Raw genomic sequence first — 14157 nt, 5'->3', positions numbered from 1 at the left:
GGGAACTACTGACGGAGGAACCCGTGATCGTCTTCGCGGAGAAGCTGCCCGGCCTCGGGGAACTCACCATGATCCGGCTCGATCCGGCCGCGCACGCGCCGGTCGTGCACTCGTGGGTGATCAAGGAGCGCAACCGGTTCTGGGGGATGGGCGAGCACACCGTCGCCGACGTGGAGGAGATCTACGGGTTCGTCGACGGGCTGGACAGCCATCACGCCTACCTGCTGCTGCTCGACGGCGGGCCGATCGGGGTGTTCCAGACCTACGAGCCGTCGCAGGATCCGGTCGGGGAGTGTTACGACGTGCTGCCCGGGGACTTCGGGCTGCACCTGCTGCTCGACGCGACCGGGCGGGAGTTGCCGCATCTGACGAGCGCGGTCTTTCCGGCCCTGCTGCGGCATCTCTTCGCCGAGCCGGAGCGCCGGCGCATCATCGCCGAACCGGACATCCGCAACGAACGGATGATTTCCCGGCTTCGGCGGGAGGGGTTCACACTGGGGCCGGAGATCGACCTCGGTCACAAGAAGGCGCAGCTCACGTTCTTGGAGCGGGATCGCTTCGAGGGTGCCGCGGCGTAGGGCGAGGGGTATCCTTGACGCAGGCCTAGTGGTGAAGGGGACTTGTCTGCAGCCTAGTAGGCTCGGTAGCATGAACCCATGACTAGTGAGGTCCTCCAGGAGGTGCGCATGAGTGCACGCAGCGCCGATTCGGCATCGTCCGCTCCGTATGCCGGACTCACCCCGATCGAGGAGCTGATCCGGCGGATGGAGAAGCCCCCGATGACCTTCGAGGAGGCCGTGGCAACGGCTCCCGACGTATTCGAGTCGGACGAGGAGTATGAAGAATTCCTGACGTGGTATCGGGCTGAGCGGTGGCGACAGGTTGCCTGAGAAATCCCCGATGTCTCAGATCGTGCTCGACACTGACGTTGCCTCATCGATCTTCAAGGGGCGTGTGCCCGCGACGCTTGCCGCCAAGCTTGCGGGCACCACGCAGGTTCTGACCTTCATCAACTGGGCTGAGCTCACGACCTGGCCGCAGATCCGAGACTGGAGCGCATCGAACCGGGCCGGGCTTGCCGAATGGATGTCCCGCTTCGTGCTGCTGACCGGGGAGAGAGTGGTGGCAGAACTCTGTGGCGATCTGGCCGCAGACGCCATGCGCCGCGGTCGCGGCAAACCGACGAATGACATGTGGATCGCGGCGTGCTGTCTGGCGCACGACCTTCCACTCGCCACGCTCAACCTCAAGGACTTCGACTACTTCCGGATCCACTACGGGCTTTCGATCGTGACGGCCTGACTCGTTCCCCCTGGTTGGCTATCGTTCCGGGAATGGAGTACCGGGGTGAGCTGGAGAAGACCGGGGGGAATACCACCGGGTTTCGGATTCCTGACGAGTTCGTGGCCGGGCTCGGGGGTGGCGGGCGGCCCAAGGTGGTCGTGCGGGTCGGTGAGTTCGAGTTCCGGTCGTCCATCGCCCGCATGGGTGGGGAGTACTGGCTGGGTGTCAGCGCCGAGCGGCGGGCCGCCGGTGGGCTCGAGGGCGGGCAGGTCTACGACCTCGGCATCGAGTTGGATGACACTCCCCGTACCGTCGAGATGCCTGACGATCTTGCGGCGGCCCTGGCCGCTGAGCCGGACGCCAAGGCGTTCTGGGAGTCGATCTCCTTCAGCAACCAGCGCTGGCATGCCGAGCAGCTGACCTCGGCGAAGACGGCCGAGACCCGCGCCCGGCGGCTGGCCAAGTCGCTCGAACTGCTGCGGGCCGGCAAAGCCCGCTGACCACTCCGGCCGGCTACTGCGGGCGGAAGGCGACCTCCGGGTCGAGCAGGGGCACCCACGACGGGCGGTAACGGGGGAGCCGGGCGTCCATCTCCTCCTGCAGATTCGTGCGCCACGGGCCGGAGACACCGTCGTCGTGCCACCACGGTGGCCACGAGTCGTACCGCCGCTCCACCTGCACGCCGGACGCGCTCGTCTCGACCCGCAGGAACAGCCACCGGCCGTACCGCGGATCGGACTCGGCCCGGCGCAACGCCCGGACCAACTCGGTGAGCCGCCGGAAAGCGGTGTAACGCTCCTCGTCCGGCCGGTCGTCGGGTGGGTGCTCGCCGGGCTGGGCGCTGAAACTCGTGGCATCCGCATACGCCAGCAGCGAGCACCGGCCGTCGGCCTGCGGCGCCCGGTCCTGCAGCCAGCCGACCAGCGTGTCCAACTCGTCGGTGACCGGCGGCGCGGGGCGCGACAACTCCGGCGAATCCTGCATCGCCGACCAGACCAGCCGGTCGTGCTCGCCCTGACTGAGCCGGCGAACCCGGCGCATCGGCGGCCGCCGGCCCGGCGCGATCCGTGGCGCGGCACTGCCCGGCACCAGGCCACCGCGGGCGGCCGTCGCCAGCGCCGCCGCCAGATCCGGCGACGGATCGGTCAGCAGATCGCCGAGATGAGCGGCCGACACCTCGGTCCGCACCGCGGCGGCGAGCAGCCGCTCAGCCGCCGGCCGCGGCCCGAACCGGCTCAGCGCGAGGACCGTGCGCTCCCCGCTCGACACCGGGTCGGTCAGGTCGGCCATCCCGTCCGTACGCCCGCCGCGGTAACGCACCCGCGACCAGCGGCCGCTCTCGTGCCAGACGACGAACCCCAGCCGGTCGCCCTCCGCCAGCGGGGCCAGCGTGTCCCACGGGAGCCAGTCCGGAGCGCCGGTGAGCGGGTCGGCCGGCGCATCGTCCCAGCCCGCGGCACTGTGCCCGGCGTGGTGGCCGTAGAGCACCGCCCGCCGGCCGTCGAGCAGCGCGAACCGGGCCCAGCTCCCGTCCTGCAGATCCCGGCCGGCCCCACCGTCATCGATCGACCAGCCGGCACGGCCGAGAGCGACATGGGTGGCGCTCAACGTCGCCCAGCGTGTCCAGAGCAGTCCGGGCGCGGGCAGGTCCACGTCGGTCAGCATCTGTCCACTGTGCCAAATGGGGGCCGGTCCCCGTCACCCCCGGGGTGCCGGTTCGGTGCGACAGGTGGCGATCCGGTTGCGGGCGTTCAGCGGAGGCCGGTACAGCCCGAACGGATCGGCGATGCTCATCCACGTCTTCGGCCTTCTCGGCGCCACCCTGTCCATGTCGATCGCCTGGCCACAGGTGTACCGCTCGTGCGTACGCCGCCGGACCAGCGGCCTGTCCGCCACCGCCTGCATGCTGAGCGTCGCCATGCCGCTGGGCTGGATCACCTACGGCTTGCTGATCGGCGACCCGTTCCAGATCGTGACGAACGTCGTCAGCGCCTCGACCGGGCTCGCCATCCTGATCGCGCTGCTGGTGACGCGGCCCGCGGCCCGTGCCGTCCGCCCCCTGCTCGCCAGTGCGAGCACCGCCGCCGGGGTGCTGATCGTGGTCCTGGCCACCGCCGCCTCCGCGGCGCTGCCCCAGGTCAGCGCTTCGCGGGCGGCCACGATGCTGGGTACGGCCCTGGCCGCGATGTCGTTCGTCTCGGCGGTGCCGCAGCCGCTCGCCCTGCTCCGCGACCGGCGGCAGGACCTGTCGGGGGTGTCCCCGCTGCGGTGGACGCTGGCGGCCTCGGCCTGCGGGTCCTGGCTGGCGTACGGCATCGGGGTCGGCCAGCCCGCGGTCTGGGCGTCGGCGCTGGTCGGGCTGACCAGCTCAGTCACCGTTTGCGCGGTGCTGTTCACCCGCCGGAACGCCCTCCTTCCGGCGACGGCCTAGCCTTACCGGCCGGCTCCCGCTCCGCCTGGCCCGGAAGGGACTCGGCAGCCGGGCCGGCGATCGTGGGCGGCCCGGCTGCGGTTTCCTGCCCCGGCGGCTTTCCGTGGGGCGGGCGCGGGTCGGTGTCAGCGGGCGCGGTCTGTCAGCCAGGATTCCAGAGTGGTGGGTGCCAGGTAGGCCGACGGGCCCGCGACCAGGGCGTCCACCGGGATATCGGCGCCGAAGAACGGGCGGCCACCGCTCGTCACGTCGAGGCCGGGAGCGGCCAGCCGGCGGCCGATCTCGTCGAGAGCCATCGGCTGCGGGCCGGCCGCCTCCACGATGCCGTCCACCGGGTCCGACTCGGCGATCACGGCCAGGTGGTCGACGAGGTCGGACAGGGCGATCGGCTGCACTCGCAGCGGCGCCAGAGCGATCTCGCCGCCCCGCGTGTTGGCCTGCAGGATGACGTCCAGGAACTCGAAGAACTGGGCGGCCCGGACGATCGTGTACGGCACTCCGCCGGAACGGACCGCCTCCTCCTGTGCCAGTTTCGCCCGGTAGTAGGCCAGATCCGAGGCCCGCTCCAGGCCGATGATCGACAGGACCACGTGATGCCGTACGCCCGCCTTGGCTCCGGCGGTGGTCAGATTCTCCGACGAGACCCGGAAGAACTCGGTCGCCTCCGCCTCATCGGTCGACGGCGCGTTGGTGACGTCGATCACCACGTCGGTTCCGATCAGCGCCTGTTCCAGGCCGTCGCCGGTGAACGCGTTCACCCCGGTCGAGGGTGAGGCCGGCACCGCCTCGTGGCCGCGTTCGCGTAGGGCGTCCACCAGCAGCCGTCCGGTCTGACCGGTGCCACCTGCCACAACGATCCGCATCTCGTGCTCCTTCGCGACGTTCGTTCCGACCGTTCCCGCGTCGTCCGGCGTCACCCGGACAAGGGTGAGAACGGCTTCCAGGACAGGGACGAACCGGAAGACACGGATGTGACAGCACCACCGACCGAACAGGGATCCGGCCCGGCGCGGACCGGAACCTGTGCCGGCGGCAGAAGTGGGCATCGCCGGTGATCGGAGCAGTCTCCTACCGGCAGGTCATCGGTCCGTGGAGGCCCAGGTCTGCCAGGCGGTACGCCAGCGGTCGGTGGCTGCCGCTCGAAGACGGGGGTCAGCGCCGATCGCTGTGACGTGCCACCATTCCTCCTGTGCGGTCCGGCTGCGGACGTCGGGCTCCAGGCCGGTGGTGTGGAAGAGGACCTCGGTCACAGCACGTCCGCGAAGCCTCTCGTCGGTACGGAACCATTCGTGTTCGTCGAAGAGGCCGGCCAACTGTGCTGCCATGGCGCGCACGGCTGCGGCTGCTTGGATCTCATCTCTGCCACTCAGCTGCATCTGGCGGAGCACCGCAGCCTGCCACAGCTCGGTCCAGTATGTGGGCAACTCGGGTTCGGAACCGCCGTCGGCCCGCCAGGCAGCACTGTCGGCCGCATGGCGCAGGACCGCGTCGGCCAGGGCCCGGTGAGGTTCGCCGCGCGGTTGGTCGGGCAGTGGTTCCGGTTCACGATCCGGTCGGGTGCCGGGACGGTGGGCGCGGCCGCCGTCGCGAAGGCGGTTGAGGATGGGTACGGGGTCGGTGACTGTCTCGACGGCGCACGCTTCTGGCTGCCAGTCCCTGCCCACGACGGTGATCTCGATGCCGGCGCGTTCCCCTCGCATCACCCACCAGCGGGGGCCGGCACGCAGCCGCCGGGCGTCGACGCGGTGACCGTCGACCAGCAGGGTGGTGCTGTCCTCCTCCCACGTCAAGGAGGAGAGATGATCCCCGGCCCGGCGGACATGATGTTTCAGGGTCTCCCGCAGGTCTGCCGGCTCGGTCCGCTCATCGCTCCAACGGGCCGTTTCCACATCGGCCCAGAAACCGAGGGGCGCGTGCGTGGGATACACCAGGTGCACGGCCGTAATCGTGCCGTCGACGGTTTCCAGTCCTCCGAACTGTTCCTGGACGGCAGGCCGCGCTGCGGGTGACAGAGCGTAGAGGGGCAGACCGCTGGCACGCAGTTCAGCGGCGATGCGCTCAGTCTGACGGGCGAACTGCTCGTCACGCCGGCTCGTGCTTCTGAACTCCACGTAGAGTCTCCCTGATGTCGGCGGGCGCGCCGTCTCATCGATTGTCCCGCATGAGAGCGTGCGACGGCGCCGTACGGCAGTGGTGCCGTACGGCGCCGGCTCACCGCAAGATCAGGTGATGGTTGTCGACGCTGTCGGCGAGTACGAGTAGCAGATCCACCCTGCCTCGGTGATCGTGAAGCTTCCGAAGGTCACGGTGACGTTCGCCCAGCCTCGGGTGAGGTTGAGCGACCGCGCCTTCGCCGTCCAACTCAAACCGATGCTGCTGTAATAGCCGTCGTACTCGGTGTAGGGCTGCGTCGAGTAGCCCCCGGTGTCGGCGACATCGACCCACCAGTGGACGTCCCAGGGCCCGCCCGAGTCAGGCACGAGCGTCATGCCGGTCGTCAGGCTGGCCTTTGCGCCGCCTCGAGGGCTGATCTGCACCCACGAGAGTCCGCAGTCGCCGACGGTCTCGCCGTAGGCGCTGGTGGAGACACCGCCGGCGGGAGGAGGGATCACGCCAGATCTCGGGATGTACTTGCCCAGGCGGGCGGCCTCGGCTTTCTCGGCGGGAACCGACGCCACCGCCCCGTCGGGCAGCGTCACCACCTCATAGCCGTGGGCGCGGGCGACATCCGCATCGAATCCCGCAATGGACATGGATTTCTCGCCGGGCACTTCGCTGCCGAGGTCAGCGGCGGTTGCGGGTGTGATCATCGTACCCGACAGCAGAAGGGCTATCGCGCCGGAAAATATGGGTTTAATACCAGAACGCAAACTTCCTCCCCGTTTGAAGCCTTTCACTCACCCTAACAACCATCGATGTTCTTCGCTATGAACTTTCCCCCCCGCCCCACCGGGAGCAAGAGGCAGGACGAAAGGACAGGGCGTAAGGCGAGGGAGGCAGGAGAACGAAGTCAGTGGCGGGGTGGCTCGGTCTGTGCGGCTGCCAGCCAGTCGAGGGCGTACTCCAGATCGATGGCGGCGGCCCGGCGGCGGGGTGAGCGATGATCGCGGGCCGCGCCGGCGTATGCCTCGATCCGGCGGCGGAATCCCGCGTAGCGGTAGTGGTCGTCGATCGGCGCGGGGCCGTCGGCGGTGGCCCGATCCCACCGGCGGCGTAGCCGTCGCAGGACGGCGACGGCCGGCAGCGCCGTCCACAGGGCGCCGACCGCGGTGAGTGCCAGGGGGAGCGGGGCGGTCACCGAAGCAGCGCCGCCGGGCACCAGGGTCGCCGGCAGCCCGGCGGCGGCCAGCAGGTGAGCCGGTACGCCGGTGGCCATCAGCGACGCTGCCGTCAGCAGTCCGGTCGCCGACGCGACCAGGGCGGCGAGCGGATCGGGGAGACGGTGGTCCCGGTCGTGTCGCCGGGCGCCCGTACCCGGCGGCGGGCCTGGCCCAGGCGGGCGAACGTCACCCGGTCCGGGCGGTCCGCCGACCAGTCCCGGCTCTGCGCATCAGTGATCACGGCGTCCAGATCACGGTCGATCGTGGACAGCCGGGGCCGGACCTCCCACGCGAACGGGCTCCGTACCGGTGATCGCATCACAGGCTGTCCTTCCGCAGGTCGCCCAGGTGCCGTTCGGCACAGTCGACGGCCTGGCACAGCAGTTGGTCGGCGAGGGCGAGGCGGCGGACCACGGGGTCGGTGCGAATGGCCCGGCGTAGTTCCGGCGCGGTCCAGCTGTCGGCGCCGACCTGCCGCAACGCGGCCGAGACGAGCCGCACCCGGGCTCGCAGCAGCCGATCCGGCACGCCGGCCAGGCCGCTCTCCGACACCGCCGCCACCTCCGGTCCACGGCCGGCCGCCGGCTCGGCAGCCCAGGAGCGGGACGGCGACGTGGCGGGTGGCGCGGGCGGGCGCGACGACCGCGGCAGAGGGACACGGGCGAGCCGCCGCCGGCCGATCACCGGGTAGATCCCGCGAGCAGCCGGGGGAAGCGCCGCGAGCAGGATCACCAGTGCGACGCCGGCGCCGATCAGGGTCCCGATGCCCAGCGCGGCGGCGAGAGCCGCCGACCCCGCCACCACCGCGAACACGGCGACCGTCACGACGATCACCCGGGCGGGCCCGGCGAGCACCCCCGCGGCCTCGGTGATCACCCCGTCGAAAACGGCCAGGCGGGCCGCGGCCGAACGCAGCCAGACCTGCCCGGTGTCCCCCGCGTCACCGATGTCGCCGAGTCCGTCGGCCACCAGTGCGCGGATCGCCGCGAGTTCGGTGCACAGCGCGCGTACGGCCATGAGTCGAGCGTCGCACCGCGACGCGCGTCACGCAGCTCCCCGATTGTCGTGTTTCAGCGGTCCAGCGTTCGCAACCAGGACAGGGCGGCGTCCGCTGTGGACACCGTGGTGGCGTCGGGGGCCGCCGGCCGGTTCACCATGAGAACCGGAATCCCCAGCTCACGGGCCGCGACCAGCTTCGCGTCGGAGCCGCCGCTGTCCTTGGTGACGAGCACGTCGACGCGGTGCCGGGTGATCAGGTCCCGTTCGGCCGCGACGGTGAACGGGCCCCGGCCGAGCAGCACCTCCAGGTGACGCGGCACGGTTCCGGTCGGCGGCTCCACCGAGCGGGCCAGGAACCAGCAGTCGTCGAGCGCGGCGAAATGCGCGATGCCCTGCCGCCCGGTGGTCAGGAACACCCGGCGTCCGAGCCGCGGCAGCCGTCCGGCGGCCTCCGGCAGCGACGCGACGCGGTGCCACTCGTCGCCCGGCACGGCGGTCCAGCCCGGCCTTCGCAGGATCAGCAGGGGTACGCCCGAAGCCCCGCACGCCACGGCCGCGTTCCCGCTGATCGTCGCCGCGAACGGATGGGTCGCGTCGACGACCGCGTCGATCCGGGCGTCCCGCAGATAGCGGGCCAGACCGTCGACCCCGCCGAACCCGCCGACCCGCACCTCCCCGGCCGGCCGCAGCGGCTCCGTGGTCCGCCCGGCGAGCGACGTGACGACGTCGGCCTCCCCGTCGATCATCGAGGCCAGCCGCCGTGCCTCCGTGGTACCGCCCAGCAGGAGCACCTTCACCGGGCACCCGGCCCGATCGCGGCGGGCGTCGGCAGCCGCGCGCTCATGGCCGGCAACGGTCGGCCGAGTACAGGTGACTGTCCGGGAACTGGCCGGCCGTGAGGGCCGCGCCGACAACGATCACCGCGGTACGGCGTACCCCCGCTGCGGTGACCTTGGCCGCGATGTCGCCGAGCGTCCCGCGGAGGATGAGCTCGTCGGGCCGTGAGGCCCTGGCCACGACCGCGACGGGGCAGTCCGCGCCGTAGGTGCCGGTGAGTTCGGCCACGACCGCGTCGATCCGCTGGACGGCGAGGTGCAGGACCATCGTGGCCCGGCTGGCGCCGAGGGTGGCCAGGTCCTCGCCGGGTGGCATGGCGGTGGCGCGTTCGGCGGTGCGGGTGAGGATGACCGTCTGCGCCACCTCGGGAACGGTCAGCTCCCGCCCGAGCGAGGCGGCGGCCGCGGCGAAGGCGGGCACGCCGGGCGTGACGTCGTAGGGGACACCGGCCGTGTCGAGGCGGCGCATCTGCTCGGCGACGGCGCTGAACACCGACGGGTCGCCGGAGTGCAGCCGGGCCACGTCCTTTCCGGACTCGTGGGCGGCGACCATCTCGGCGATGATCTCGTCGAGGGTCAGGTTCGCCGTGTCGATCTTGCGGGCGCCGGGCGGGCACGCGTCGAGGAGCTCCTCCGGGACGAGGCTGCCGGCGTAGAGGCAGACCGGCGCGGCCGCGATCAGCCGGTGCCCGCGCAGCGTGATCAGGTCGGCGGCGCCGGGGCCCGCGCCGATGAAGTGGACGGTCATCGGGTCACCGCCCAGATCGTGACGGGCATGAACGAACGCCACCCGGTGAAGCCACCGACCGGGGAGCCACGCTGCACGGTGAGCCGGGTCAGCTCGCCGCCGAGTTTCGCGTAGGCGGCCGCCACGACCGCCTCCGATTCGACAGTGACCGCGTTCGCCACGAGCCGCCCGCCGGAGCGCAGCGCGGTGAGGCAGCGGTCCAGGACGCCGTCGCGGGTCAATCCGCCTCCAATGAAGATCGTGTCCGGCCGGGGCAGGCCGTCCAGGGCGTCAGGGGCCCGCCCGTGCACCACGCGCAGACCGGGCACGCCGAGCGCGGCAGCGTTCGCGGTGATCGTGGTGATCCGGTCGGCGGACGACTCGACGGCGACCGCCCGGCAGGACGGATGGCTGCGCATCCACTCGATGCCGATGCTGCCGGATCCGGCGCCGACGTCCCACAGCAGCTCACCGGGCGCGGGGGCGAGCGCGGCCAGGGTGACGGCCCGGACCTCGCGCTTGGTCAGCTGCCCGTCGCCCTGGTAGCTGGTGTCGGGCAGGCCGGGCACCACGGCCAGCGCGGGGCCGTCGCCGCACTCGATGGCGACGATGTTGAGCGGGTCGCCCTCCGGTAGCGCCCAGCCGTCCGCGGCGCCGGTCAGCAGCCGCGCGGCCGGGCCACCCAGCTGCTCCAGGACGGTCAGGGTCGCGTCGCCGTGGCCGCGGGCGGCGAGCAGGCCGGCCACCGCCGCCGGGGTGTGCGCTCCGGCGGAGAGCACCAGGATGCGGCGACCGGGATTGATCACCCGGTGCAGCGTCTCGACCGGGGCCGTGACGAGGCTCACCACGTCGGTGGTGGCGAGGTCCCAGCCCAGGCGGGCCGCGGCCAGCGACACCGACGACGGATGCGGGAGCACGGTGATCGACGAAGGTCCGAGGACGCGGGCCAGGGTGGCGCCGATGCCGTGGAACATCGGGTCGCCGCTGGCCAGCACGCACACCCGGCGGCCGTGCTCCGCTTCGAACAGCCCGGGCAGGGCCGGGACCAGCGGGGACGGCCACGGGACACGGCGGGCGGCGACCTCGGCGGGCAGCAACGCGAGCTGCCGGGCGCCGCCGAAAACCACCTCCGCGGCGGTCAGCGCGCCCTGTGCCGTACCGGAGAGGCCCGGCCAGCCGTCGGCGCCGACGCCGACCACGGTGACCGGTTGTACGGAACTCATGCGCAAGAACCTAACCTCTGGGATTTTTCCGCTCCCGTTGAGCCAAGTCGGCGTGATGCGCGTACCCAACCATGACGGCCCCTCCGCGCACGGGCCGTCACGTCGGCCGCATGGGGTGGCAGGCGCCGTGAGACGACTGCTGAGCAGGTGAGGACGTTGACAATTCCGGCGTTCCGGGATCAACGCGAGCTTCCCGACGACGATGGGTATTTCTCCAGCCTCCGGACCGACAACCGACCGAGCTGGGACAACCCGTCCATGCCGCCGTGGCCGCAGGAGCAGCAGCCGCAGTACGGCCAGCCCTACGCCCAGCCGGACAACTTCCGCCGCGGTGAGGTCACCGAGCCGTCGATGACCGACCCGACCGGCTGGAAGGCCGGCACCGGCGTCCCGGTCGTCGACGAGCGCCCGCCCGGCGAGTCCACCAGCGGCAACCGGCTCCTGACCGTCCTGCTCTTCTTCTCCGGCCTGGCCACCAGCGTGGCGCTGTGGCTGTTCAACACCCAGGCCGGCTCGATCAGCAACACCGCCACCACGATGATCGCCGCCGGGCGCGTGACCGGCCTGATCGGTGGCTACCTGCTCTTCATGCAGCTGCTGATGATGAGCCGGGTCTCCTGGCTGGAGGAGTGGGTCGGCTCCCGCGACCTGCTGCGCTGGCACCGCTGGCTGGGCACCTCGCTGGTGACCTTCGTGGTCGCGCACATCGTCTTCATCGTGTACGGCTACGCCCTCACCGCCGGCACCGACGTGGTCGAGCAGGGCTGGACCGTGATCACCACGTTCCCGGAGATGATCAGCGCGACCATCGCCACCGGCCTGCTCGCCTTCATTGCCCTGATCTCCATCCGGGCCATCCGCAACGTGCTCAACTACGAGCTCTGGCACCTGATCCACCTGACCAGCTACGGCGTGCTGCTGCTCGGCTACGGCCACCAGATCGCCGCCGGCAACGACATGAACGGCAAGTTCGCCTCGGTGTTCTGGCCGGCGCTGGGCTGCATCACGATCGCCGCGCTGTTCTGGGGCCGCATCGTCGAACCGCTCTGGCTCAACGCCCGGCACCGGTTCACCGTCGCCGAGGTGGTCGGCGAGGGCGCCAACACGTTCTCGATCTACATCGAGGGCAAGCGGCTCGACAAGCTGCCGGTGCAGGCCGGCCAGTTCATGCGCTGGCGGTTCCTGACCGCGAACGGCTGGTGGCAGTCGCACCCGTTCTCGCTGTCGGCCGCCCCGAACCCGAAGTGGCTGCGGCTCACCGTCACCATCGCCGGCGGCCACACCCGCAAGCTGGCCACGATGCGCCCCGGCACGCCGATCTGGGCGGAGGGCCCGTTCGGGACGTTCACCGCGGAACGCCGTACCCGCCGCCGTGCTCTTCTCATCGCCGGCGGCAGCGGCATCGCGCCGATCCGGGCCCTGCTGGAGGACATGCCGCCGGACACCATCGTGATCTACCGGGCCAGCCGCCCCGACGAGCTGGTGTTCCGCGCCGAGCTGGAGGAGCTGGCCGAGGAGCGGGACGCCTGGGTGCGCTACATCGTCGGCGGCCGCAACGACCCCGGCCCGCGCCGGCTGTTCACCCCGGACGGGCTGCGCGGCCTGGTCCCCGACGTGAACCGCCGCGACGTCTACCTGTGCGGCCCGCCCGGACTGGTGAACGCCGCCGTCGACACGCTCAAGCAGCTCGACGTCCCGGACAGCCAGCTCCACCTCGACCCCTTCGAGTTCTGACCCCTACCTGACCAGGAGTTCCCGCGATGCGACGCAGTACCGCAGCAGCCGTCGGCACCCTCACCGGCGCGGCCCTGATCCTCGGGGTCCGCCTGAGCGTGCAGCCCCCGGCCGTCCCGGTGTCGGCCGCCCAGAACGGGGCCGTCAACGAGGAGCCGGAGATCGACGAGGCCGGCGCCGAGTCGACCGCCGCCCCGGAGACCTCCAAGAAGCCGTCCGGCAACAAGAAGGGCACGGAGGGCGGCGAGGCCGAGAAGGAGGAGGCCGGTCTCAAGGCCGGCACCTACAAGGGCAAGGCCGTTCAGCACACGTACGGCACGGTCCAGGTCACCATCAAGGTCGCCGGTGGCAAGATCACCAGCGCGAACGCGACGTATCCGACCGAGGGCTTCAGCGGCACGATCAACCCGAACGCGGTGAAGAGCCTCAACGCTTCCGCGCTCGCGGCGCAGAGCGCGGACGTCGACGCCGTCTCCGGCGCCACCCTCACCACCGGCGCCTACAAGACCTCCCTGCAGGCGGCACTGGACAAGGCGGGCGCGTAGGGTCCAGGTTCGTGCGGCACGTCGAAGAGGTCATGGGTACGGTCGTCAGCATCGAGCTGGCCGACGACCTGCCCGAGTCCCGGCTCCGGTCCCTGATCGCCTCGACGTGCGCGTGGCTGCACGAGGTCGACGCCCGGTTCAGCACGTACCAGGCCGACAGCGAGGTGTGCCGGTTCCGCCGCGGCGATCTGCGCCTGGAGGAGTGCTCCGCCGACCTGCGCCTGGTCCTGGACCGCTGCGCCGACCTGTGGCGCGACACCGGCGGCTACTTCGACGCCTACGCGGGCGGGCAGCTCGACCCGTCCGGCTACGTGAAGGGCTGGTCCGTCGAGGTGGCGTCCGAACGCCTCGCCGCCGCCGGCTCCACCCGCCACTACATCGGCGCGGGCGGCGACATCCGGATGCGCGGCAGCGGCCCCGGCGGCCGGCCCTGGCGGGTCGGCGTCCGCCACCCGTGGCAGGCCGACAAACTCGCCTGGGTGCTCCAGCTGACCGACGGCGCGGTCGCCACCTCCGGGACCTACGAGCGCGGCGCCCACGTCTGGAACCCGGTCTCCGGCGCCCCCGCCACCGGCCTGCGATCGGTCACCGTCGTCGGCCCCGACCTGGCCGTCGCCGACGCCTGGGCCACCGCCGCCCTGGCCATGGGCGAACCGGGCCTGTCCTGGCTCGCCACCCTCACCGGCAAGGGCTACGAATCCGCCGCCGTCACCGATGACGGGCGCGCTTTCACGTCGTCCGGCCTCCCGGTCACCGACTGACCCCTCGGCGGTACGGCCACACCTCTCACCACCGCACCGGCCCCGAACCGGGCCTGTCCCGCGAGGTGGCTGCCCCCTCCCGTGGTCCCTCCTCACCGGCTGGCCCCTCACAGGACTGCCGGGTGCGGTGACGTGTCGCCTCAGCCCGGCGGGCGCTCTGGCGGCCGTGACGCCGCGCCTGCGTCGCGGGGACCGCCAGGGTGCTCATTGGTGCACCCTTGTCTCACTCGAGCTGATGGTGGTTCGAGTGCACCGGTGACCGTCGGGCCATCGCCCTGCTCGCTCGACCTTCGAGGT

At 71.5% G+C, this 14157-nt stretch carries 18 protein-coding genes; 8 read left to right on the top strand and 10 right to left on the bottom strand.

All coding sequences use genetic code 11. From position 1 onward, the window contains the following. The first annotated feature begins 26 nt into the window (after window positions 1–26). The 4 genes from BM290_RS51120 to BM290_RS32300 all read left to right on the top strand — a co-directional run bounded on the left by BM290_RS51120 (window position 27) and on the right by BM290_RS32300 (window position 1784). A complete protein-coding gene (locus BM290_RS51120; RefSeq protein ID WP_373871104.1) occupies window positions 27–578 on the top strand; it encodes a GNAT family N-acetyltransferase in 552 nt (183 codons plus the stop codon). Between the two features lie 78 nt (window positions 579–656). Continuing rightward, window positions 657–890, top strand: a complete 234-nt coding sequence (locus BM290_RS32310; RefSeq protein ID WP_093619721.1) for a hypothetical protein — start codon at window positions 657–659, stop codon at window positions 888–890. Window positions 891–900: 10 nt separating this feature from the next. Next, on the top strand, window positions 901–1302 hold the full coding sequence (locus BM290_RS32305; RefSeq protein WP_093619720.1) for a type II toxin-antitoxin system VapC family toxin: 402 nt from the start codon (window positions 901–903) through the stop codon (window positions 1300–1302). Window positions 1303–1334: 32 nt separating this feature from the next. Further along, entirely contained in the window at window positions 1335–1784 is a 450-nt protein-coding gene (locus BM290_RS32300) for a YdeI/OmpD-associated family protein (protein ID WP_093619719.1), read from the top strand. Window positions 1785–1797: 13 nt separating this feature from the next. Here BM290_RS32300 and BM290_RS32295 read toward each other — a convergent pair whose 3' ends face one another. Further along, complete coding sequence (locus BM290_RS32295; RefSeq protein WP_093619718.1) at window positions 1798–2949, bottom strand: hypothetical protein; 1152 nt, start codon at window positions 2947–2949, stop codon at window positions 1798–1800. Between the two features lie 55 nt (window positions 2950–3004). On the opposite strand from BM290_RS32295, the gene BM290_RS32290 reads away from it, so the two are divergent. Next, window positions 3005–3715 (top strand): SemiSWEET transporter, encoded by a 711-nt coding sequence (locus BM290_RS32290; protein ID WP_239143838.1) that lies wholly within the window; start codon window positions 3005–3007, stop codon window positions 3713–3715. 125 nt (window positions 3716–3840) lie between these two features. Here BM290_RS32290 and BM290_RS32285 read toward each other — a convergent pair whose 3' ends face one another. The 9 genes from BM290_RS32285 to cbiE form a co-directional block, all read right to left on the bottom strand. After that, window positions 3841–4578: an SDR family oxidoreductase gene (locus BM290_RS32285; RefSeq protein WP_093619960.1), complete on the bottom strand. Its 738-nt coding sequence runs from the start codon at window positions 4576–4578 to the stop codon at window positions 3841–3843. Between the two features lie 216 nt (window positions 4579–4794). Next, entirely contained in the window at window positions 4795–5826 is a 1032-nt protein-coding gene (locus BM290_RS32280; RefSeq protein WP_143134020.1) for a hypothetical protein, read from the bottom strand. Between the two features lie 111 nt (window positions 5827–5937). Further along, window positions 5938–6525: a hypothetical protein gene (locus BM290_RS32275; protein ID WP_143134019.1), complete on the bottom strand. Its 588-nt coding sequence runs from the start codon at window positions 6523–6525 to the stop codon at window positions 5938–5940. A 200-nt stretch (window positions 6526–6725) separates the two neighbouring features. Next, window positions 6726–7091 carry a hypothetical protein gene (locus BM290_RS32270; protein WP_093619715.1) on the bottom strand — a complete coding sequence of 122 codons (366 nt, stop codon included), beginning with the start codon at window positions 7089–7091 and terminating at the stop codon, window positions 6726–6728. Window positions 7092–7105: 14 nt separating this feature from the next. Next, window positions 7106–7354, bottom strand: a complete 249-nt coding sequence (locus tag BM290_RS32265; RefSeq protein ID WP_093619714.1) for a hypothetical protein — start codon at window positions 7352–7354, stop codon at window positions 7106–7108. Next, a complete protein-coding gene (locus tag BM290_RS32260; protein WP_093619713.1) occupies window positions 7354–8052 on the bottom strand; it encodes a hypothetical protein in 699 nt (232 codons plus the stop codon). The genes BM290_RS32265 and BM290_RS32260 overlap by 1 nt, the downstream gene beginning before the upstream one ends. Window positions 8053–8105: 53 nt before the next feature. After that, entirely contained in the window at window positions 8106–8831 is a 726-nt protein-coding gene (locus BM290_RS32255) for a cobalt-precorrin-6A reductase (protein ID WP_093619712.1), read from the bottom strand. 43 nt (window positions 8832–8874) lie between these two features. Next, window positions 8875–9618, bottom strand: coding sequence for a precorrin-4 C(11)-methyltransferase (gene cobM / locus BM290_RS32250; RefSeq protein ID WP_093619711.1), 744 nt, complete (start codon window positions 9616–9618; stop codon window positions 8875–8877). Further along, window positions 9615–10820 carry a precorrin-6y C5,15-methyltransferase (decarboxylating) subunit CbiE gene (gene cbiE / locus BM290_RS32245; protein ID WP_093619710.1) on the bottom strand — a complete coding sequence of 402 codons (1206 nt, stop codon included), beginning with the start codon at window positions 10818–10820 and terminating at the stop codon, window positions 9615–9617. The genes cobM and cbiE overlap by 4 nt, the downstream gene beginning before the upstream one ends. A gap of 156 nt (window positions 10821–10976) precedes the next feature. Here cbiE and BM290_RS32240 point away from each other — a divergent pair, with 156 nt between their 5' ends. Genes BM290_RS32240 through BM290_RS32230 form a run of 3 tightly spaced genes read left to right on the top strand, consistent with a single transcriptional unit; the run spans window position 10977 to window position 13860 of the window. Continuing rightward, window positions 10977–12554, top strand: a complete 1578-nt coding sequence (locus BM290_RS32240; protein ID WP_093619709.1) for a ferredoxin reductase family protein — start codon at window positions 10977–10979, stop codon at window positions 12552–12554. A 26-nt stretch (window positions 12555–12580) separates the two neighbouring features. Further along, window positions 12581–13099, top strand: coding sequence for an FMN-binding protein (locus tag BM290_RS32235; protein WP_093619708.1), 519 nt, complete (start codon window positions 12581–12583; stop codon window positions 13097–13099). A 32-nt stretch (window positions 13100–13131) separates the two neighbouring features. Beyond that, window positions 13132–13860, top strand: a complete 729-nt coding sequence (locus BM290_RS32230) for an FAD:protein FMN transferase (protein WP_093619707.1) — start codon at window positions 13132–13134, stop codon at window positions 13858–13860. The last annotated feature ends 297 nt before the right edge of the window (window positions 13861–14157 follow it).

Source organism: Actinoplanes philippinensis (genome assembly GCF_900113015.1).
GTDB lineage: Bacteria > Actinomycetota > Actinomycetes > Mycobacteriales > Micromonosporaceae > Actinoplanes > Actinoplanes philippinensis.
Note: the sequence above shows the minus strand (reverse complement) of the source record. Positions and strands in the feature narration are given on the sequence as shown.